General features: G+C 63.0%; 15 protein-coding genes. 2 read left to right on the forward strand and 13 right to left on the reverse strand.

Annotated elements, in window-relative coordinates; all coding sequences use genetic code 11:
• Nucleotides 1-16: 16 nt before the first annotated feature.
• Both J3P88_RS13810 and J3P88_RS13815 read right to left on the reverse strand, forming a co-directional pair.
• A complete protein-coding gene (locus tag J3P88_RS13810; protein ID WP_434575909.1) occupies nt 17-3,445 on the reverse strand; it encodes a condensation domain-containing protein in 3,429 nt (1,142 codons plus the stop codon).
• Nucleotides 3,446-3,452: 7 nt separating this feature from the next.
• On the reverse strand, nt 3,453-4,430 hold the full coding sequence (locus tag J3P88_RS13815; RefSeq protein ID WP_434575911.1) for a TauD/TfdA family dioxygenase: 978 nt from the start codon (nt 4,428-4,430) through the stop codon (nt 3,453-3,455).
• Nucleotides 4,431-4,679: 249 nt separating this feature from the next.
• On the opposite strand from J3P88_RS13815, the gene J3P88_RS13820 reads away from it, so the two are divergent.
• Nucleotides 4,680-6,743, forward strand: a complete 2,064-nt coding sequence (locus J3P88_RS13820; protein WP_434575913.1) for a TonB-dependent receptor — start codon at nt 4,680-4,682, stop codon at nt 6,741-6,743.
• Between the two features lie 108 nt (nt 6,744-6,851).
• A complete protein-coding gene (locus tag J3P88_RS13825) occupies nt 6,852-8,273 on the forward strand; it encodes a diaminobutyrate--2-oxoglutarate transaminase (RefSeq protein ID WP_434575915.1) in 1,422 nt (473 codons plus the stop codon).
• Nucleotides 8,274-8,327: 54 nt separating this feature from the next.
• On the opposite strand, the gene J3P88_RS13830 is transcribed toward J3P88_RS13825, so the two are convergent.
• The 11 genes from J3P88_RS13830 to tssB form a co-directional block, all read right to left on the reverse strand.
• Nucleotides 8,328-9,281, reverse strand: a complete 954-nt coding sequence (locus J3P88_RS13830; protein WP_434575917.1) for an MBL fold metallo-hydrolase — start codon at nt 9,279-9,281, stop codon at nt 8,328-8,330.
• 313 nt (nt 9,282-9,594) lie between these two features.
• Entirely contained in the window at nt 9,595-10,131 is a 537-nt protein-coding gene (locus J3P88_RS13835) for a toxin-antitoxin system YwqK family antitoxin (protein ID WP_434575919.1), read from the reverse strand.
• A 13-nt stretch (nt 10,132-10,144) separates the two neighbouring features.
• Nucleotides 10,145-12,154 (reverse strand): type VI secretion system tip protein TssI/VgrG, encoded by a 2,010-nt coding sequence (gene tssI / locus J3P88_RS13840; RefSeq protein ID WP_434575921.1) that lies wholly within the window; start codon nt 12,152-12,154, stop codon nt 10,145-10,147.
• 43 nt (nt 12,155-12,197) lie between these two features.
• A complete protein-coding gene (locus J3P88_RS13845) occupies nt 12,198-12,866 on the reverse strand; it encodes an endonuclease/exonuclease/phosphatase family protein (RefSeq protein ID WP_186704834.1) in 669 nt (222 codons plus the stop codon).
• 11 nt (nt 12,867-12,877) lie between these two features.
• Entirely contained in the window at nt 12,878-15,421 is a 2,544-nt protein-coding gene (gene tssH / locus J3P88_RS13850; RefSeq protein WP_434575923.1) for a type VI secretion system ATPase TssH, read from the reverse strand.
• Between the two features lies 1 nt (nt 15,422).
• Nucleotides 15,423-16,448 (reverse strand): type VI secretion system baseplate subunit TssG, encoded by a 1,026-nt coding sequence (tssG, locus tag J3P88_RS13855; protein WP_186704836.1) that lies wholly within the window; start codon nt 16,446-16,448, stop codon nt 15,423-15,425.
• Nucleotides 16,412-18,202 carry a type VI secretion system baseplate subunit TssF gene (gene tssF, locus J3P88_RS13860; protein ID WP_434575926.1) on the reverse strand — a complete coding sequence of 597 codons (1,791 nt, stop codon included), beginning with the start codon at nt 18,200-18,202 and terminating at the stop codon, nt 16,412-16,414. The genes tssG and tssF overlap by 37 nt, the downstream gene beginning before the upstream one ends.
• A complete protein-coding gene (tssE, locus tag J3P88_RS13865) occupies nt 18,186-18,629 on the reverse strand; it encodes a type VI secretion system baseplate subunit TssE (RefSeq protein WP_434575928.1) in 444 nt (147 codons plus the stop codon). The genes tssF and tssE overlap by 17 nt, the downstream gene beginning before the upstream one ends.
• A gap of 13 nt (nt 18,630-18,642) precedes the next feature.
• A complete protein-coding gene (locus J3P88_RS13870) occupies nt 18,643-19,140 on the reverse strand; it encodes an Hcp family type VI secretion system effector (protein ID WP_186704839.1) in 498 nt (165 codons plus the stop codon).
• A gap of 327 nt (nt 19,141-19,467) precedes the next feature.
• On the reverse strand, nt 19,468-20,949 hold the full coding sequence (tssC, locus tag J3P88_RS13875; protein ID WP_186704840.1) for a type VI secretion system contractile sheath large subunit: 1,482 nt from the start codon (nt 20,947-20,949) through the stop codon (nt 19,468-19,470).
• Nucleotides 20,950-20,979: 30 nt separating this feature from the next.
• The gene (gene tssB / locus J3P88_RS13880; protein WP_207967163.1) at nt 20,980-21,540 is read right to left on the reverse strand and encodes a type VI secretion system contractile sheath small subunit; all 561 of its coding nucleotides are present in this window, start codon (nt 21,538-21,540) and stop codon (nt 20,980-20,982) included.
• Between the last annotated feature and the right edge of the window lie 182 nt (nt 21,541-21,722).

Genomic DNA, 21,722 nt, shown 5'->3' on the forward strand with positions numbered 1-21,722 from the left:
ACAGCATCCGACTCGGTTAAAGGGACAAGGAGCGACGTTTGGCTTGCATCATCTGGCTGCGACCGGCCAGCGCCTGGGACTGTTGCCGCTCACGGGCAAAGGCCTGGTCCCAGCTGTCGATGCGCTCGGCCAGCGCCGGCAACGGCTCATCCAGCAGGCTGGGGAGTTGCTCCAGCAGGCACGTCCACAGGTGTTGCAGGCGCAGGGCACGGCCTTGGTCGAAGTATTCGCCGCGATACTTGAGCGTCGCGGCGAGACCTTCGTGGCTGTGCACCAGGTCGAGCACCAGGTGGAAATCCCCCGGTGCCTGGGCCACGTCCAGCGCGGACAGCTGCGCGCCGGCGATGGTGGTTGGGGTCACCCGTGACGGTTGATAGTTGAGCTTGACCTGGAACAGCGGCGAGTGACCGGGCCGGCGCTGCGGCGCGAGGGCCGAGACCACCAGGTCGAAAGGCAGGCCTTGATGGGCATAGGCCAGGCGCGCTTCATCGCGAACCCGCCCGAGGAAACCGCCCAGGGTCGCTTCGCCACGCACGTCACAACGCAGGGTCAACTGGTTGACGAAGAAACCGATGACGTCGTTGTGCTCGGCCAGTGGCCGGCCGCTGACATCGGTGCCCAGCAAGAATTGCGCTTGGCCACCCAGTTGCTTGAGCACCAGTTGGTAACTGGCGATCAGCAGCATGAACAAGGTCATGCCTTGTTCTCGGGCCAGCGTTGCCAAATGCTCGCAGCGGGCCTGGGGCACGTTGAAGTCCAGGCTGTGTTCGCCAGGGGCCTGGCCGTTGCCGCCCAGTTCCAAGGTCTGGGGCATGCCGGCCAGGTGTCCGCGCCAGAAATCCTGCTCGCTGGCGATCCGCTGTTCGCTCCAGTGCCGGGCTTCCCACTGGGCGAAATCGAGGTATTGCCCCGGGAGCGCGGCGTCTGTCGAGCCTGCCAGTTCCGCCAGCAGCACTTGCGCTGAACGTCCGTCGAAGGCGATGTGGTGCAGGGTCAGCAGCAGGTCATGCTGTTGCTCATGTCGGCTGAGCAACTGTGCCCGCAGCAGCGGGCCGGCTTGCAGATCGACAGGGGTGGCGTGTTCATGGGCCAGGCGCTCGCTCAGCGTCTGTTGTTGCTGCGCTTCATTCTGTTCGCGTAAGTCGTGATGGACCAGCGCGACCGCCGTGGCCGGCAATACCTGTTGCTGCGGGCCCTCGACACCGTCGCGGTACACCGTGCGCAACACGCCGTGCCGCGCCACCAGCGCGTTCAAGCGCAGGGCCAGCGCCTCGATGTCCAGTGGACCTTGCAGGCGCAGGTGCAGTACCAGGTTGTGGCGGGTGTCGTCCGGGTTCAGTTGGCGCAGGAACCACAGTCGGCGCTGGGCGAACGATTGATGCCCCTGGCTGAGGTTAGCCCGCGCGGTCGAAGCCTCGGCCGTCGGCGCCGGTTCATTCAGAAAGTTTTGCAGGGCCAGCGCCCATTGCCCCAGGGTGGTTTGCCCAAACAAGTCCTGGGTGTCGAGGTTCCAGCCCAGGTCCTTGTGCAGGCGCGCGGCGAAGTCGGCCACGCCAATGGAGTCCAGGCCTTGGCCGATCAGGCTGAGGTCGAAGTCGGCGGAAAAATACGGATTGACCGCGTGCAGCGTCTGCTCCAGCCATCGGCGGCAGGCGGCCTGGGCCTGTTGCGGCGTTTCGCTCGCCAGGTGCTTGAGCTGGGCAAGGTCCAGGACCTCGCCATTCGAAGCCAGCGTTGCACCGCTCTGGGCGATGATGCTCAACGTGCCCGCGGCCAGTTGCTTGCGCGCGCCTTGACGGGCGATCTTGCCGCTGGTGGTCATCGGGATGGTGCCGGCTTGCACTAGCACGATTTGGTCGATGCCGCAGTCGGCGGCTTCACGCACGGCGTTTTGCATCGACGCGAACAGCGCCGGGTGATGCGCCGGGTCGACGAACTTGCGTTGCGGCTCGGCGACGATCACCAACTTCTCGCGGCCCAACGCCGGGTCCATTTCCGAGAAGGCGGCAATGCGTCCGGTGCGGATGCCCGGCTCGGCATCGGTAATGGCGAATTCGATGTCGTGTGGGTAGAGGTTGCGCCCATTGAGAATCAGCAGGTCCTTGAGCCGTCCGCAGATCACGACCTGGCCTTCGTGCATGAAACCCAGGTCGCCGGAGCGCAGGTAATGCTCCGACGAACCGACAATTTGGGCTTCAAAGGCTTCGCGAGTGGCCTCGGGATTCTTCCAGTAGGATTCGGCGTTGCTCGGCCCCCTGAGCCAGACTTCGCCGATGCGATCGGCGGCGCATTGCTCGAAGGTGTGCGGGTTGACGATGGCGATGCTGTGCAAGGCTTGCGGGTAACCGCAGCCGACGAATTCCACGGCGGCGGCATCGGCCGCCGCCAGTGCCACGCGACCGCTCTCCAGCACGGCTTTGTCCAGGCGCAGCACCACCGGCAGCGCGTCGGCCGGCGTGGCGCTGACGCACAGGGTGGCTTCGGCCTGGCCATAACCGGGGCTGATGGCCAACGGGTTGAGACCACAGGCGGCAAAACGTTGGGCGAAAGCCTCCAGGGTGCCGGGGTGGATCGGTTCGGCGCCGTTGATGGCGTGTTTCCAGGCGCTCAGGTCGAGTTGCGCGATCAGGTTGTCGCTGACCACGCGGTTGCACAGGGCATAGGCGAAGTTGGGGGCGAAACTGGCGGTGGCGCGGTAGCGACTCAACGCCTGCAGCCAGGTCGACGGTGCATTGACGAAGGTCTGGGACGCCATCAGGTAGCATGGCATGCCGCTGTAGAGCGGGGCCAGCATCCCGCCGATCAGACCCATGTCGTGGTACAGCGGCAGCCAGTTGACCATGGCGCCGTGTTCGTCGAAATCGTAGGCCTGGCGCATCAGCTCGACGTTGGCGATCAGGTTGCGCTGACGCACCTCGACGCCTTTCGGCGAGCCGGTGGAACCCGAGGTGTATTGCAGGAAGGCCACGGTCGAACCGTCGATGGTCGGACGTTGCCATTGGCTGGCCGGTGGTGTGCCCAGGTCCTGGACGGTCAGCACATCGACCCGGCCTTCCACCAGTTCCAGCAAGCCTTCGCAATACTCCGTCGGGGCGAGAATCAGCGCCGGCTCGGCATCCACCACCACGTTACGGACGCGGTCGAGGTGACGCGGTTTGCGCGACGGCGGTGGAAACAACGGCACGGCAATCAGCCCTGCATAGAGGCAGGCACAGAAGGCGCGGGCGTAGTCGAGGCTGCTGGGCAGCATCAACAGCACGCGATCACCCGGGGCATAACGCGCTTGCAGCGCGGCCGCCAGGGAACGGGATTGTTCGTGCAGTTGGGCAAAGGTCAGGGTTTCGCCGATCTCTACGCCGTCCGGCAGAAAATGCAGGGCGGCACGCTGAGGGAAGTGCTGGGCGTTGGTTTCCAGCACGTCGATCCAGTGTTCGAAAGAAAACATGTGCAATTCACGCCATGGCCACGATGACTTTGCGGTCACCGGTGAAAGGATTGCGACCGTGTGCCACCAGTCGGTTGTCGAGCATCAGGATATCGCCGGGCTGCCAGGGAAAACTGACGGCAGTCTCGCGGTAGACCTCGCGCACGGTGTCGAGCAGGTCGTCGGCAATCGGCGAGCCGTCGCCGAAATAGACATGGCGCGGCAGGTTCTCTTCACCCACCGCCGCCAGCAGGCTGGCGCGTACGCTCGGTTCGATGGCCGAGACATGGAACAGGTGCGCCTGGTTGAACCAGACCCATTCGCCGGTCTCGGGATGCTGTTGCACGGCGGCGCAACGCTGGCGGGTGCGCAGGTCGCCATCGGCTTTCCATTCCCACTCGATGTCGTTGTCCTGGCAGTAGCGTTCGACTTGGGCACGGTCCTGGGTGTTGAAGACTTTTTCCCAAGGCAGGTCCAGGGCGCCGCTGTAGTTGCGGACATAAAGCAGCTCGCGGCTGGCGAACAGCTCGCGGATCTCGGCAGGCATGCGCTGGTAGATCAGGCGGCTGTCGGCAATCGGGGTCTCGCCGCCGGTTTTACTGGCCTTGATGCAGTGGAACCAGATGCGTGAAGGCCAGGGGCGGGTGTAGGCCTGCTCGTTGTGCAAGGGGATGAATTGATGGGCCGGGTATTCGGTGGAGCTATAGACCCCGGCGAAGACTTTGCTGCGCGGTGTGGAACCGAATTCGTAACTGGCCAGCGGCGCGCCGAAGCTGGCGGCGAAGCGCTTGAAGTCGATGGGGGTGGCAACGGTGAAACCGCGAAACAACACGCCGCCAACAGTGGTCAGGACCTGGGCCACGCGGTCGCGAATCGAGGCGTCCAGGTCGTGGATCGACTGTCCCGGTACCCCTTGCACCAGCACGGGTAGCGATTGGGCGCTTGCATCCGTGGGCGCCATTGAAAAAAGCTCGGAACGCCCGTTCAGGTGTTCGATTGAGGTCATCCTTGTGCATCCTTTTATAGCGTCTTCGACCAGTCCCAAGACCTTGAAAGCAGGGCAGCGGTCAGTGTTGTAGGACTCGTCTGTAATGTATGTAAGGCAATACAAGACGCCATACTAGGTACAAATGAGAGGGATTATCAATACTATTTATTTAATTTTTTTTTTGGATTAGACTCCGCTCCGCTGGCGCCAAACAGCCTTCGGCCAGCTCAAAAAAACCTAAAAATATCTGTCGCAGGGGAGCGGGGCGTGAATTTCAAAAAGAACACAATTGCGTTGGCTGTAGGGTCGGCCATCGGCCTGAGCAACGGCGCTTGGGCGGCTGAAGAAGCCGGCAAGATGGAGATCGCTCCAATCACCGTGACCGGTGAAAAGATCGACCGCACCCTCGAAAAGACCCAATCCAGCGTCGTGGTCGTCACCGACAAGAACCTGCGTGAGCACGGCGACAAGGACCTGGTGGATGTGTTTGCCCGTACGCCCGGCGTCTATACCCAGGCCGGCAACGAGAACTGGGGTATCCGTGGCGTGCCAGTATCTGGTTTTGACGACCAGGGCCCGGCGGCCCTCAACGGCGCGGTGTCGGTGTACGTCGACGGTGCCGTGCAGCCGAACCGCGCGCTGACCCTCAGCCCGGTCCCGCTCTGGGATGCCGAGCAGGTCGAGGTTTTCCTCGGCCCGCAATCCACCACCCAAGGTCGTAACTCCCTGGCCGGCGCGGTGGTGATCCGCACCAAGAACCCAACCTTCGAACCGAGCTTCTCGGCCCAGACCAACGTGGGTAACTACGGTGAGCACGGCGCCGCCGTGGCCGGTGGCGGGGCCATCGTCGATGATAAGATCGCCGGGCGTATCGCCGTGGACTATGGCGAAGGTGACGGCTACATCCGCAACACCACGCTCGATAAAGACGCCAACCCGCGTCGCACCAGCAACGTCCGCGGCAAATTGTTGATCCTGCCCAATGACGACACCGATGTCCTGTTGACCTACGCCCACAGCGAACATCGCCAGGGTGACCGCTCGACGATGCGCGGCGCCGATGGCAAGCCGAGCTATTACGACATCGCGTCCAATACCGAGGCCTTCGACAACCTCAAGCAAGACACTTTCAGCGCCAAGGTGGATTACCGCCTGAACGATACCTGGTCGTTGACGAGCATGACCGCCAATACCAGTACGGACTACAGCAACCGTCTGGACTTTGACCAGAATGCGGTGGACAACGAGGTCGTTCTGCGTAAGCAAGACGGCAACCTGTTCAGTCAGGAGCTGCGTCTGAATTACGACTCGGATACGGTGAAGAGTTTCGTCGGTGCCTACTATGGCCACAACACCAACAACTTCCACGACCGGTTGTTGTTCGATGACGTTCTGGTTCGTACCGTCAAAGGTGACACCAAGATTGAAAACAAGGCGGTGTTCGGTGAAGTCAACTGGACGTTCGCGCCGCGCTGGACGTTGATCACCGGCCTGCGTTACGACTATGAGACGAACGATACCGACATCGAGGAAGACGGCCGCTTCGTTCCCGAGAAAATCAAAAAATCGTTTGATGCCGTGCTGCCGAAACTCGGCATCGACTACGAATTGGCAACCGACCAGTACCTCGGTTTCATGGTGCAGAAAGGCTATCGCGGTGGCGGTGTCAACCTGCGCTCCGGTAGCGGCCACCAGGCCTACGACCCGGAATACACCACCAACTACGAGCTGTCCTATCGTGGTTCGTTCTTCGACAAGACCCTGCGTACCCGCGCCAACCTGTATTACACGGATTGGAAAGATCAGCAGGTCAGCGTGCGCCAAGCCGGTAGCAACGTCATTGATATTTACAACGCTGGTCGCAGTGACATCAAGGGCTTGGAAGTCTTCGTCGAAAAAGACATCACCGAACAGCTGACCCTGAATGTCGGTGGCGCTATTACCGATAGCAAATACAAGGATTTCGTTTCTGACAGTGGTCAGGACAGGAGTGGCGAGGCGTTCCTCTACGCGCCTAAATACAAGGCCTCGGTGGGTGGTGTCTATCGCTTCGACGATCGCCTGATCTTCGGCACGGACATTGTCTATCAGAGCACCGCGCCTTCGGAGTACGAGTTCGACGCAAACGGCAAAGTCACGGGTGAACGTAAGAGCGACGCCTATGTGCTGGTGAACTTCAACACCGAATACAAAGTCACCAAGAACGTCGCGGTGTCTGCCTACGTGAAGAACGCGTTCGACAAGGAATACGTCACCAACAACCGCAACGACGACATCATCGACGTTGGCGCACCGCGCACGGTGGGGATGATCCTGCGCTACGACATGTAAACCCATGGGCGCGGGGAGGCAATCTCCCCGCGCCTGTCCTGCAATCTATCGGATGTTTGTTTCCAGGCTGTTCGCTCCCTTCCAAACCCAGCCTCCATGGAGGAAATCATGAGTGCTTTTTCGAATGTCACAGCAGGTGGCGCGCAACAGCTACGCCTGTTGCACACCGGTCTGTCGAGCCCTTACTGCCTTGACTCGACGCCGCTGCTGGAGCGTCAGCAACAGCAGGAGTCCAACGCCCGCAGTTACCCGCGACGCATTCCCCTGGTGCTTGAAAGGGCCCATGGCATTTATGTGCAAGACAGCCGGGGGCAAGTGTTCGTCGATTGCCTGGCCGGTGCCGGAACCCTGGCGCTGGGGCACAACCACCCGGTGATCGTCGAAGCCATCACCCAGGTCATGGCGGCCGGTGTGCCGATGCACACCCTCGACCTCATGACGCCTGTGAAGGACGCATTCGTCCAAGAAATTTTCGCGTGCCTGCCCAGCGAGTTCGCTCGCCACGCACGCATTCAGTTCTGCGGCCCAAGTGGGGCCGATGCGGTCGAGGCCGCGCTCAAGTTGACCCGTACCGCCACCGGGCGACATTCGGTCCTGGCGTTTGAAGGGGCCTATCACGGGATGACCCTGGGGACGCTGGCCATCAGCGGCAACCTGTCGCCGAAAAATGCCCTCGGCGCATTGATGCCAGGGGTGCAGCGCCTGCCGTTCCCTCACGATTATCGTTGCCCGTTCGGGGTGGCCGGCGATCAAGCGGTCACGTTGAACGTTCGTTACCTCGAACATTTGCTCAATGACCCGGAAAGCGGGGTGACCGCACCCGCGGCGATGATCCTTGAGCCAATCCAGGGCGAGGGCGGGGTGATTGCCGCGCCGGACCGTTGGCTGCAGGAGCTGCGTCGGTTGACCCAGGCCCACGGCATTCCGCTGATCGTCGACGAGATCCAGTGCGGCATTGCCCGCAGCGGGCGGATGTTCGGCTTCGAGCAATCGGGGATCACGCCGGATGTCATCACCCTGTCCAAAGCCATCGGTGGCGGGCTGCCGCTGTCGGTGATGGTCTATCACGAGTCGCTGGACGTCTGGCAGCCGGGTGCCCACGCGGGCACGTTCCGTGGCAATCAGTTGGCAATGGCGGCGGGTACCGCGACCTTGCGTTTCATTCGTGATCAAGGCTTGGTCCAGCACGCTGAAACGATGGGCGCTCACCTGCAAAAACACTTGCAGGCACTGCAAAGTGAGTTCGCCTGGATCGGCGATGTGCGTGGGCGCGGCCTGATGCTCGGCATGGAAATCGTCGACCCGCAAGGTACTCCAGACGTACAGGGTCATCCGCCGGTGGACACGGTCCGGGCCAAGGCTTTCCAGCAGGCGTGCCTGAAGCACGGGTTGATCGTCGAGCTGGGCGGCCGTCACGGCGCGACCGTGCGCTTCCTGCCGCCGTTGATCATCACCGAGCAGGAAATCGATTTTGTGGCGCAAATCCTGTTCCAGGCTGCGAGCACGATCAACGAGCGTCCCGCCGGCTGATCATCCGGTTCGGGCCAGCGTCCGGTTTGGACGCTGGCCCGGCCCGACGTGTACTCAGTAGTCCCAGAAGGCCGCTACCCAGCGAAACGCGTCTCCGTTGACCGCCACGCGGCCAACGGAGGGGAACGGTAGGTGAGTAGCGACTAGCAGCTCGCCGGATGCCGCCGCTTCTTGCATGAGGCGGACCCGAACGCGAACCGATTCTTCAGGGTCATGTTCAAAACCGTTCTGCCAATCGGGATGGTCGAAGGCGACCGGGAACAAGGCATCGCCGGCGAACGTCAAGCGCTCCTCGCCGGACGTTACGTGGACCACACTGTGCCCTGGGGTATGGCCGCCGGTGCGCTTGACCACCACACCCGGGGCGACCTCGTAGATTTCCTCGAAGGTGTGCAGTTTGTCGTGGTAGTCGTGCATGAATTGCGTGGCGGTAGCGCGCAGTACGTCCGGTACCGGCGAGGGCATGGAGGTGAGGGAGAAATCCGGTTCGGCCCAGAACGCCACCTCGGTCGCGGCCACGTGGATCCGCAGGTCGGGACGCAGCCGGCTCTTCACCTCATCGACCAGCAGCCCGCCAATGTGGTCCATGTGCATGTGGGTAATCACCACGTCGGTCACCGACTCCAGGTCGATACCGGCGGCGGCCAGGCGCTTGGGAAACTGCCCGGCGCGCGGGAAGCCGGGGAATTGGCCGCCGAGCCCGGCATCGACGAGGATAGTCTGCTCGCCGCTGCGCACCACCAGCACGTTCAGCGCCCAATCGAAGGCGTCCGGGCCCAGGAACATGTCCTTGAACCAGGCCGCGCGGGCGGCTGGATCGGCATTGGTGGACATCGTCGAGGTCGGCAGCGGCAGTACCCCATCGCTGACCACCAGCACGTCGATCTCGCCAATCTTCAGGGCGTAGCGCGAAGGGACCAACTCCTCGTACGAGGTCACGTGCAAGCTCATGGTTGAATCCGGATGCATTCCATCCTGGGCGGCAGGGGCGTTCAAATGCGTGGTCATGGTCGTTCTCCGATGGCTTGGGTCAAGGCTTGGGCGAGCACCGCCTCTCTCGGCATGAGAAAGGGGTGTCGCTGGAGAATGAGTCTGCATCCCGTCGAACCGCGCTCGATACCATACGTGGGTATGTTGCGCAGGCGCTTTAGCGTGATTGACCCCAGCAAAAGGTATGGGCATCCAGTTTGCCGGGGTGAGGGCGGCACAGGCGCTATGGATGCAAACTGACCCGCCACCATCGCGAGCAGGCTCGCTCCCACATTCACTCTTCAGTGCATACAAATTTGATGTCCACCACAGATCCCCTGTGGGAGCGAGCTTATGCGGGGTCGTTCCAGCGCTTGAACCACCAGCGCAGCCGGGAGATGGGTTTGCCATCGGCGTCCAGTGGCCGGCCGTCGTCGGCGTAGGCCTGGGCCGGTTCCAGCAGTTGGCCGTTGAGGTAGCGGGCTTCGACCGCCAGATTGCCGTTGGGGTGCAGGCGGCGATAGCGGCCATCGCGCACGCCGTCGCGATAGACCTCCGCTTCAGCCAGTTGCCCGTCGGGGAAGTAGTTGTTCGCCTCACCGTGCAACAACCCACGGCGATACGTGGCCTGGCGTTGCAAGCCGCCTTCGGCTGCGTAAAAGCTCGCCACGCCTTGCAACTTTCCCTTTACGAACGGCAAGACCGCCGAGACCTTGCCATTCGGGTGATACAGGGTGCTGGTGCCTTGCAGTTCACCTTGGCTGTAGTTGAGCTTCGCTTGCGGGCGTTGGGCTTCTTCGATCTGCAGCGGGCCGTCGAGCCGGCCATCGACCAGTTGCCCGTCCAGCCGGCTGTCGCCGCGTTCCAGGTCCAGTCTTTTCGTGGTCATCGTTGCGTTCCCATCAGTTGACCTTCACCAGGCCACCCTTGATGGTCAGCATGCCGCCGCCGTCCACGGTCTGTTCGGCGGCCGCCTTGTTCACCAGGCTGATGCCGGCGTCGTTGGTGAGGGTGGTGCCAGCCTTGTTTTCCAATGACGTCCCGGCCTGGTTGCTCAGGGCCGTGCCGGCTTTCTGGCTGATGGAGGTGCTGGCCTCGGCCGCCAGGTCCGCGCCGCTCTTGATGGCGAAGCTGCCGCCGCTTTGCAAGGTCAGGGTGCCGCTGACCTTGATGGTCAGGTTGCCGTCCACGGTCAGGCTGTAGTTGCCGGTGACCTTCTGGTCGTAGTTGCCACCGGTGCTGTGGGTCTGGTCCGAGCCCACGGTGACGGTGCGGGTGTCCTTCACGTCGAGGCTGTCGCTGCCGGTCTGGATGGTCACGCTGCGCTTGCCCTTCTCCAGGGTGACGGTTTCGTCGCCGTCCTTCACCGTGCGGGTGCGGGCGTTCTGCACCGTGAGGGTCTCGTCGTGGCCGACGGTGGCAGTGGTGTCGTTGAGCACGTTGATGTTGAAGTCTTTCTGAGCCTGGAGAAACACCTCTTCGGCGTCCTTCTTGTCTTCGAAGCGCAGCTCGTTGAAACCGCCGCCGCCCTTGGACGAGTTGGTCTTGATCCCGGATTGGGTCTGGTTCGCCGGCAGCGCATAGGGCAGGGCATTGGCGCCGTTGTACACGCAACCGGTGACCAGGGGCCGATCCGGGTCGCCGTCGATGAAGGTCACGATGACTTCCTGGCCGATGCGCGGCACGAACTGCATGCCGAAGCCCTTGCCGCTCCAGGGCAAGACCACACGCACCCAGCAGGAGGAGGTCTCGTCGTTCTTGCCGGTGCGGTCCCAGGGGAACTGCAATTTGATCCGGCCGTATTCATCGGTCCAGATTTCTTCGCCGGCCTTGCCCACCACCACGGCCGTCTGGGTGTGCATGCGCGGTTTTGGCGTGATGCGGGCCGGTCGATAAGCCGTGGCCTTGGGGATCGCTTCGAAGCGGTTGCGATAGCTGTCGTGGCTGGCTTCATGGCTGACCGACGTCACCACCCAATCGATATTCAACGTCGTGTCTTCATGGCCGGCGAGGGTGAACCAATACCCCGGCACCAGCCAGCGGCAATCGCTTTCGCCAACGAAACGTTTTTCCTGGCTGCGCAGGCCGTCCACCCGCTGTTTGGTCAGCGCGTCGCCCTGGGCCTTGGCGGTGTAGCTGCCTGGGTGTTCGTACATTGAACTTGGCCCGGCCACGGCTTCGGCCTGGCTGAAGAGCGAGGTGGTCGGCGTGGTGAACTCATAATCGGTGGCCTGGTAAACCCCGGCCACCGCTTGCAGGCACACCTGCCCTGAACGGATGCCGTGCAGTTCCCGCTCGCCCAGTTTTTGCCCGAGATAATTCACCGTCGGCCCGTTGGGGATGGGCGTGAAGGCATCGTTGCTGTCGGCCAGTACCAGCGTGTGCTTGCCGGCTTCATGGCTGAAGAACCAGAAAATCCCGTCTTCTTCCAGCAGGCGCGAGACGAAGGCCAGGTCGGTTTCGCCGTATTGCACGCAGTACTCGCGAGGGGTGTAGCTACCGGTGAGCTTGAGTTGGAAGTCGGTGAAACCGTGGGCCTTGAAAATCGTCGTGACGATATCCGACGTGGCGAGGTTCTGGAACACGCGGTTGTTGCTGGCCAGGCTCAGCCACCAGAGCCAGGGGCGGAGCAAAAGTTGATAGCGCTCGGCGGTGGCATCGGCGGGAAGTTGGCGGATTTCGGCGACCAGCCAATCCAGGGGGCGCAGCAAGGCGTCCTTGTGCAGCGTCGTGGTGACATGGCTGGCGACGGCCGTGGTGAGGTCCAGCGAGGCGCCGTCGTTGATGCCGGTGAGGATATGCGAGCCCAAGGCATTGAGGCGTTCTTCGCCGGACAGTGCCTCAGGGTACAGCGCCGACAGCGAGCTGGCACTGAGGGAAAGGGTGGTGTTGCTGTCGGTGGAGCGGGGCATCAAGCGTCCTCGGCAGGGCGTGAAAAACGGCGACCGTTGTCGTTCAGCTCGTCACATCGAAAAGGATGGGGCGATGATCGGGGCCGGACATATCGAACACATGGGCAAGTCCGGAGATGTCGACCGGCACGACCTTCACGTCCACCGATGCCAGCACCCAGTCGAGAATGCCGCCCTTGCTCTGGGTCTGCTGGCCGTTCCAGCACTCATAGGCAAGCCCCGCCGTATCGAGCTGCCCTACGTTTTGATAATCCAGGTTCAGGTCACCTGTCGCGACCCATTTCCCGCCCAGGGCTGTGCAGGATTTCAGTTGGCTCTTGGTCACGCCGTTCTGGCCAGACTTGAAGTGCGCAAGGAACACGTAGCCGGTATAGCCCTTCACACCGTTGGCCTCCACCGCAATCAGGTCCCGGTTCAGGGTAAACAGACTGCCTTGGCTGATCACTTGCAATTGCTCAAAGCTTTTGACCATGACGATGTAGGCGTTCGAGTAGCCGCCCGTAAACGCATAGACACTGTAATTCTTATAGATGGCCGCCAGGTTCGAGCGGTAGTTGTCGATTTGTGCCGAATGTATTTCACACAAGAACACGATGTCCGCATCCCAGTAGTTACTGGAGCAGCAGTTGTAGAGAAAGATGTCTACTTGGGTTTGCTTTTCCAGGGTGGAAGACTTGCCGTTTTTTTCAACGTTGAAGCTACCGATTCGCATGAGCCTGCTCCTTACTCAAGTACCCACTCCGCCAACTTCCCCGTCACCTGCGTCATCAACACATTCTCGACATCCCGTGCCCCCGCCGCGCTGCACTTGGCCAACACAGCCTTGACGATTCCCGCATCGAATTCGAACTGCTTGCCCGTCGCCGCCTTATAGCGCCCGCGCAATTTCTCCAACTTCGCCAACACAATCCCTTCCAGCGTCGCTTCATCCAGCGGCCGGTACGCCACCACCGTCATGCGCGCCAAAAACGCCGGGCGAAACGCTTGCAGCAGCACCTTGTGCAAGGCTTCGTTGAAGGCGTCGCTGCCCAGTTGCGCCACTGGCGTGTCCAAAAGCAGTTCGGCGCCGACGTTGCTGGTGGCGAGCATCACGGTGTTCTTGAAATCCACCACCAGGCCGGTGCCGTCTTCCATCAGGCCTTTGTCGAAAACGTTGTAGAAAGCTTCGAGCACGTCCGGGTGGGCCTTCTCGATTTCATCCAGCAACACCACGGAATAGGGTTTGCGCCGCACCGCTTCGGTGAGCACGCCGCCGCTGCCGTAGCCGACGTAGCCGGGCGGGGCGCCTTTGAGTTGGCTGACGGTGTGGGCTTCCTGATACTCCGAGAGGTTGATGCTGATCAGGTTGCGCTCACCGCCGTACAAGGCATCGGCCAGGGCGTAGGCGGTTTCGGTCTTGCCCACGCCAGTGGGGCCCACCAGCAGGAACACGCCGACCGGTTTCTGCGGGTCGGTAAGGCCGGCGCGGTAGGCTTGCAGGCGTTGGGCGATGGTGTTCAGCGCCGTGCCCTGGCCCATGACTCGCTGGCCCATGCGCTGGCCGAGGGTGCGCACGGCATGGGCTTCATCGGCGAGCATCTTGCCCACCGGGATACCGGTCCATCCGGCGATCACGGCGGCGACGGTCTTGCTGTCCACCTGTTCGGGCACCAGCGGATCGTCCTGGCGAATGGCATCCAGGCCCGCCTCCAGGCGCAGCAGTTCGGCGGCCAGGTGATCAATGCGATTATCGATCTCGGTGTCGGCTTTTTCACTGTCGGCGCGTTCGCTCAGGGTGAGCAGTTCACGCCGGGTGTCGAGTAGTTCGCGCACGGCTTCGCGCTCTTCGCCCCAGCGGATTTCCAGCTCGCGGATGGCCTGCACGTTGCTGGTCGATTCGCTTTCCAGCAAGGTGATGCGCTCGCGATGATCCAGACCGGTGGCCTGTTCCCGGCGCAGGCGTTCGACTTCATCCTTGAGGCTGTTCTGCCGGTGGCGCAGGCTTTCCAGCGGCGGCGGCACGTCGTGCTGGCCGAGGGCAACCCGGGCGCAGGCGGTGTCGAGCACGCTGATGGCCTTGTCCGGCAACTGGCGCCCGGAGATGTAGCGGTGGGACAGCTTCACCGCCTCGTGGATGGCCGCGTCGAGCACTTGCACGCCGTGGTGCTGTTCCAGTTTGCTCGCTACGCCCCGGAGCATTTCCACGGCGGTGAGTTCGTCCGGCTCCTCGACTTGAACCAGTTGGAAGCGGCGGGCCAGGGCCGGGTCTTTCTCGAAGTATTTCTTGTATTCCAGCCAGGTGGTGGCGGCCAGGGTGCGCAGTTCGCCCCGGGCCAGGGCTGGCTTGAGCAGATTGGCCGCGTCGCTGCCGCCCTCCGCACCGCCGGCGCCGATCAGCGTGTGGGCTTCATCGATGAACAGGATAATCGGCTTTTCGGCGCTGCGTACCGCGTCGATCACGCCCTTGAGGCGCTGCTCGAACTCGCCCTTGACCCCGGCGCCGGCCTGCAACAGGCCCAGGTCGAGTACGCGCAGGGTGACTTCCTGCAACGACGGCGGCACATCCCCGGCGGCGATGCGCAGGGCCAGGCCTTCCACCACGGCGGTCTTGCCGACCCCCGGCGCGCCCACCAGGATCGGGTTGTTCTGCCGGCGCCTGAGGAGGATGTCGATGCACTGGCGGATTTCGCCGTCGCGGCCGACGATGGGGTCGATGCGGCCGTTGCGGGCGTCGGCGGTCAGGTCCTGGGTGTACTGGTCCAGCACCGGGTCCTGTTTCTGGGGGACCTCGCCGGGTTTGGCCGTGCGCACGCCACCGACATGTTCACGGGAGCTTTCGGTCCATTCCAATAGATGGGCGCGCAGGGCATCGCGGGGAATACGCAGCAACGACGAGGCGCTGTTGAGCAACAGGCTGCGGCGCTCGTCACGGTCCAGCAGGGCCAGCAGCAACAGCCCCGAGCGGATGCTGTCCAGGCCCAGCACACTGGCCTGGACCACGGCATCTTCCAGCAGGCCAATGGTTTGCGCCGACAGGGCGGGCGTACGGGTGCTGCCGGATTTGAACAGGTCCAGGGCCTTGTTGGTTTCGGCGGCCACCGCGTCACGTTCCAGGCCGAAGCGCGGCAGCAGGCAGGCGAAGTCACCGCCCTCGATGTCGAGCAACTCCAATAACAAGTGTTCGATTTCCACGTAATGGTGGCTGCGCTGCAGGCAGCGTTGTGCCGCCCGTTCCAGGGCGCGGCGGTTGTCCGGGTTGAGGCGTCCGATCAGGCTGGCCAGTTCCATTTCAGGCGATCTCCGGCTGGCGAAGGCGAGTTTCGATCCGTTGCACGGCGAGGGTTGGCTGGCGTTGCAGGCCACCGTTCCAGTTCAACCGTGGCGCGGCCTGACGGTCCAGTTGCAGTGGGCCGGCGCCGCGGATCAGCAGCGCCAGGGTGCAATCCAGGTCAGGGCCGAAATACAAGGCAAAAAGGCTGGCGAGCAACGGATGGGCTTCCCCGGTGGGCAGCAATCCACTGGCCTGGGCCGTGCTCAGCGGGCCGAGAGTCAGGCGCACGCCGGCATGTTCGTCCCAGACCCGAGTGCCGGCCACGGCGTTGCGACCCAGGCGCAGGTTGCGCCCACCCGGTTGCAAGCGGCTACGGCTGGCCGGCGGGATCTCACGCCAGCCACCTGCGTAGGCGCTCAGCTCCACGGGCAAGCCGAACTGTTCACGGACAATCGCCGCGAACCCCTCCAGGGAGCGCCGGCCATCGGCATACAGCGCGGTGCAGGCCAGGACCGCCGAGTCAGGTGCGGCCTGGCGTTCCTGCAAGGCCTTGGGCAACAGGCCGGTCAACGCGCGCAGTTGCGCGTGTACGGCGGACGCGCCGGGCGCCGTGAAACCGAGGGCGATGCGATGTTTGCGCATCACCTTGTACAGCAGGCTGAGCAGGCGATGCTGGAACAGGTCGAGGAATTCCGCCGGGGCATGGTCCTTCGCCCGCGCCCGTTGTTGCAGCCATTCCTGGTAGGCGTAGGGCAGCGGACCGTCCGGGCCACCGAGGCCGAAGATCGGTGTGGTCAACGTGGGCGGCAGGCCGGGTTCCTGGCCCAGGCTCTCCACTTCACTGGCGGCGAACAGCGGCGTCAACGGCCCACGCAGGCGCAAGGCTTCGGCATGCGGTGCGGTGCCGCTGCCCAGGGGTTCGGCCTGGGGATGTTCGCGTTCGAGCAACAGCAAGGCCTGGAGCCATTCGAAGCGTTGCGGGTCGCGCCGCAACCGTTCGCTCAGGTTCAGAGCACCAGGGGTTTGCCGGCTTGGGGTTGCCATGTCTTCACCTCCTTGTCGGACTGGACCAGCACGGTGCGCACGAAGCGATTGGCGGTGGCGTAAAGGGAAAAGAACTGCGCCAGCACCCCGGAGAACAGCACCGCGCTGCTGCCGACGAAGTGTTGCGGATCCAGTTGCAGGCGCACCTCCAGGCCGTTTCGCCAACCGCGCCAGGCGTCTTCGCCAACATGGGCGATGACCCGATCGCAGCCCAGTCCCGCAACCCCTCCGATCTGACGGTGAGCACTGGCCTCATCCCGCAGGTTGTGTAACTCGAGAATCTCGCGCAGTGCGTCGAGTGCCTGGGGGCCTTCGACCAGTGACAGATGGTTGAGGGTCAGTTGCGACACCAGCCGCCAGCGCGATTCACCGTCCAGGCGCGGCAGGCTTTGCGGGCTGGGTGGGTTGCGCAGGCGCGCCCAGGCCACCGGCCCCGGGCGCTCGAAACCCAGGGGCGTGCCGGCCGGCAGGCTTTGGGCCAGGTGGCGGTTGGTGCACAGCAGTTCGGCGGTGAGGCTGTAGTCGCGAGTGTCGGCCAGCGGGTCGAACTGGGTGTCCACCAGGCTGATCATCAAGTCGGTGCCCAGTCGGTTCGGGCTCATGCCGCTGACCCGGCGCGCATGCCAGTAGCAAGTTTGCTCGTTGCCATGCTGGCTGCCGTAATAGGCCGGCACTTTGCGCACACCCTGGCTGGAGATGGCGCGCATGCCCCGGATGCTGTGGATCTCGACGCTGTTTTCCCGATGACTGTCGGCCACCAGCCGGTACTCGCTACGGGTGCCGTCCGGGCGCAGCGGTTCGGACGTGCGGGGAAACAGGTTGATCACCGGCGTGCAGCCCAAGGCGATGTCGCTGGCCTGGAGCGGCAGGCGACTGCTGGGCGCGCGGTCGAATACGATGTACAGGTACAAGGACTGGCTGTCACTGGTGGCGCCGGCCAGGGGCAGGTCGAAGAAGCTGAATTTATCCGGAAAGGCAAAGTATTCGGCCAGCAGGCGCATGCCCGGGTGCACGCCGTCTTCGTCTGGCAGCAAGACCTGGTCGCTGGCGAAGCCGACGATCTGCGGCAGGCCAGCCAACGGTTCCGGCACGCTTCCCGGTGCGGCGGCCAAGACCTTGATGGCGTGAGCGCCCAGCAGATCGTACAGCCCGGCGTTGATCATCGGTGACGCCGCCAGGTGCACCCGCAGCGAGTCGATCCCCAGCGTTGACCACTGGCTTTCCCCCAGGCAACGCAATTCCAGGCGCAAGGCCGAGCGGGCCTGGACCACGCCGGTCAATGCCTGGGCTTCATCGCTGCCCAGCAGCAATGCTTCGCTGACCTGTACCGGCCACAAATGGACAGCGGCGGTGGTGCGAAAGTGAATGCTCTGGCCTTTGTCGGTGGTGACGAACAGCGGCGTATCGCGGGGCAGCGGATAGCCCTCGTTCAAGTTGCCTTTGCTCGGGTCGGGTTCGAACTGCACGATGGCGCACGACGGCAAGGGCCGCATGGCCAGCGGGTAAAGCTGTTCGAGCAGGGCATCGCTGAATTCGGCGTAGTCGTCGTCCAGCCGCCGTTGCAAGCGCGCGGCCAGCAGGGCGAACCCTTCCAGCAGGCGCTCGACATGGGGGTCGGGGCACTCGCCGGGGGAGAGCTCCAGGCGCCGGGCGACCTTGGGATAACGCTCGGCGAACAGGTTCCCGGCATGACGCAACCAGGTCAGTTCGCGTTGGTAATAGTCCAGCAGTTGCGGGTCAATCGAGTCGCTCATGGCGCACCTCAAGGCCGTCGCCGGCGTGCTCGATGACAAAGGCCACGGGCCAGGCATGCACGTCGCCGCGCAGCTCGCCCGACAGCCGTATGCACAGCTGCTGCGGATGGCCCGGCACCGGGCAGACCTCGATCTCGCCCAGGTGCAGGCGCGGTTCGAAGTGGGTGATGGCCTGGCGGATTTCCCGGGTCAGTTGCCGCCGGTCATCGCTGCGTTGCTGTTGCAGCGCGGTCCAGTCGGCGATGCCGTAGTCGAGGATGCTCGGGGGTTCGGTCAGCGCCCGTGGGCCGCGACGGGTATTGAACAGGCGCGACAGCTCGGCATGCACCGAGTCTTGCAGCGCCCGTCGGTCAAACGCCCGCCCGGTATCGCCCGCCAGGCTGGCCAGGCGTTCGAACAGGGGCGGGCGCAGCCCGAAGCCAGCCATGGGCACGGCTTCCTTACTTGGTCATTTTGTTGGCGGCCAAGTCCCAGGTCGTGCCGGCCGTGCCTTCCTTGGTGCCGTCGTCTTTCTGTGCGGTGAGCTCCCATTTGATCTTGGTGAAATTCAGCGACAGGGTTTCCACGGGTTTACCGCCGGTGCCGCCGCTGACACTGACGTTGGACAGCACGACATTGGTCAGGGTATAGACGATGAAGGGCATGATCTGGCCGCTGCCTTCGGCGGCGTTGCGGCCGATGGTGACGACGGCTTGCGGGATGGGCTTGCCGGCGCAGCAATATTCGTTGAGCGACGGGGTGGAGCTGTCGATGAATTTGGTCAGGGTGAATTCGCCGATGTGGGGCCGGCCGGAGGTGCGCTCCGAGTTGCTGACGTCGTTGGTGACCTGCATGGCCACGTTATGGCTGTAGGACATGACCTCGATCTTGTCCGTGAAACCCTCCAGCAGGCTGTCGCCCTTGATGTCGCCGCCGAGGTCGAGAATGATTGCATCCATTGTGTGGAACTCCTGAAGAAGACGAATGAGGCAGTGCCCGATACCGATGAATTAACCTGTGGCCAATGCGCTTGCTGTGGCTAGAAAGCTTTTTGTGGCCGGAGCGCTTTTTGTGGCAATGGAGCTTTTGTGGCTGGAGCGCTTTTTGTGGCAATGGAGCTTTTGTGGCGAGGGAGCTTGCTCCCGCTGGGGCGCGAAGCGGCCCTGTTTTTTGGGACTGCTGCGCCCGAAGCGTCGGACCGGTCCAGCGGGAGCAAGCTCCCTCGCCACAAAAAGCTCTCCAACCACATAGCCACACAGTCACACAGCCATACAGTCACGCCGTGGTCAGGCAGCTACCGGTGGTGGCAACGTCGCCACCAAACGGATCGAGGCGGTCAACTCCTCCAATTGGAAGTGCGGCCGCAGGAACACCGTGGCCTTGTAGGCGCCAGGCTTGCCGGCCACCTCGGTGACGTCCACCCGGGCTTCGCGCAACGGATACTGCGCCTTGATCTCTTGCGGCGCGTTGTCGTTGATCAGCACGTAGTCGGCGATCCAGTTGTTGAGGTAGGTCTGTACGTTGTCGCGGGTCATGAAGCTGCCGACCTTGTCGCGCATGATCACCTTCAGGTAATGGGCGAAACGCGAAGCCGCGAGCACATACGGCAACATCGCCGAGATCCGCGCGTTGGCGTTGGCCTCGTTGGTGTTGTAGACCTTGGCCTTGTTGGTGGTCTGGCCGCCAAAGAACACCGCCACGTCGCTGTTTTTCTTGTGGCACAGGGAGATGAATCCCAGGTCATTGAGTTCTTTTTCACGGCGGTCGGTGATCGCCACTTCGGTCGGGCATTTGAGCGACAGGTCGCCGGAACTGGTGCGGAAGGTATGGGCCGGCAAGCCTTCGACTGCGCCCCCGCCCTCGGCCCCGCGAATCGCCGCGCACCAGCCATATTTGGCGAAGGCTTCGGTGATGCGTTGCGCCAGCGTCCAGGCGGCGTTGCCCCACAAGTATTTGCTGTGGTCGGTGCCGTTGACGTCTTCGACGTAGTTGATGCCTTCCACCGGCAAGGTGTCCGGGCCGTAGGGCAGGCGCAGCAGGAAGTGCGGCAGCACCAGGGACACGTAGCGCGAGTCTTCGCTTTCGCGGAAGGCGCGCCACTTGATCAGTTCCTGGCTCTCGAAGATCTTCGACAGGTCCCGTGGGATCGCCAGTTCGGTGAAGCTGGTCATGTCGAACAACCGCGGACTGGCGGCGGCAATGAACGGGGCGTGCGCGGCGGCGGCGACGTTCGAGAGTTTTTCCAGCAGGCCGATGTCCTGCGGATGCCGGCCAAAGGTGTAGTCACCCACCAGCAGGCTGAACGGGTGGCCGCCGAAGGTGCCGTATTCTTCTTCGTAGATTTTCTTGAACAGCGCGCTCTGGTCGAATTCGACGGCTTTTTCCAGGTCGTTCTGCAGTTCTTTCTGGGTGACGTTGAGCAGGCGCAATTTCAGCCGGGTGCTGGTTTCGGTGTTCTGCACCAGCAGGTGCAGGCCGCGCCAGGAGGCTTCGAGTTTCTGCAGTTCGGGGTGGTGCAGCACTTCGTTGAGCTGGGCGCTGATCAACTGGTCGATCTGGCTGATGCGGTCGTTGATCATCGCCACGGTGTCCTTGTCGATGGCCATGCCTTCGTCGAGGACCTGGGTGGCGAATTCGGCCAGCATGTCGCGGGCGTAGTCTTGCTGGCTGTCGTCGTGGGCCATGCGGCCTTCGGCGATGATCTTGTCCAGCAGGGACAGGGTCTGGGTCGTGCTCTCGCTGGTTTGAGCGCTGGATGAAGCAGGCATGGCTTTATCTCCCTTGAATGAGGCGCGCGATCAGGCCTGTGGCTCGGCCGGGGCAGGGTCATCGTTGGCGGCGACGGTCGGCAGCTCTGGCGTCGTGTCCTGGGGCCGGGCCGATTTGATCTCCTGCAGGCCTTCGGTGTTGGCGATCACGTCACGCAGCAATTTGTCCAGGTCGTCGTTGCCGTCGAGCTTGGTCAGCAAGTCCCGCAGGCGTTGGCGCGCTTCGAACAAACGGCGCAACGGCGTGACCTGCTCCACGACCTTGACCGGGTCGAAGTCGTCGATGTGACGGAAGTTGAGCTCGATGTTGAGCTTGCTGTCGTCGCCGCTGAGGGTGTTGTTCACCTGCAGCGTGGCGCGGGGGGAGATGGAGGCGAGCACCTCGTTGAAATTGTCCCGATCGATTTCCGTGAAACGCCGCTCGTTGAGCTTGGGCAGCGGGTCCAACGGCTTGCCCGAGAGGTCGGCCAGAATGCCGACGACCAGTGGCAATTCTTTTTTCTCGATGGCGTTGCCAATTTCCACGTCGTAGGTGATCTGGACGCGGGGAGGGCGGACTCTGTCGAGCTTGTGCTGGGTACTTTCTGCCATGGCGGCCGACTCCGATGCATGTGTGGGAGCAATGCATCGGGAGTCCCGCTCATCGCATTCCCTTGCTGATCCGCAGGTTGCAAATGGGCGGCAGAAAACCTGTCATTCCCTTGACGAACCTGGTCCATTCAACCGTGTGGGTCGAACTATCCAAGACGCTAGAACAGGTCTATAAAAAAGCA

The organism is Pseudomonas sp. Z3-6 (genome assembly GCF_051131985.1).
GTDB lineage: Bacteria > Pseudomonadota > Gammaproteobacteria > Pseudomonadales > Pseudomonadaceae > Aquipseudomonas > Aquipseudomonas zanjanensis.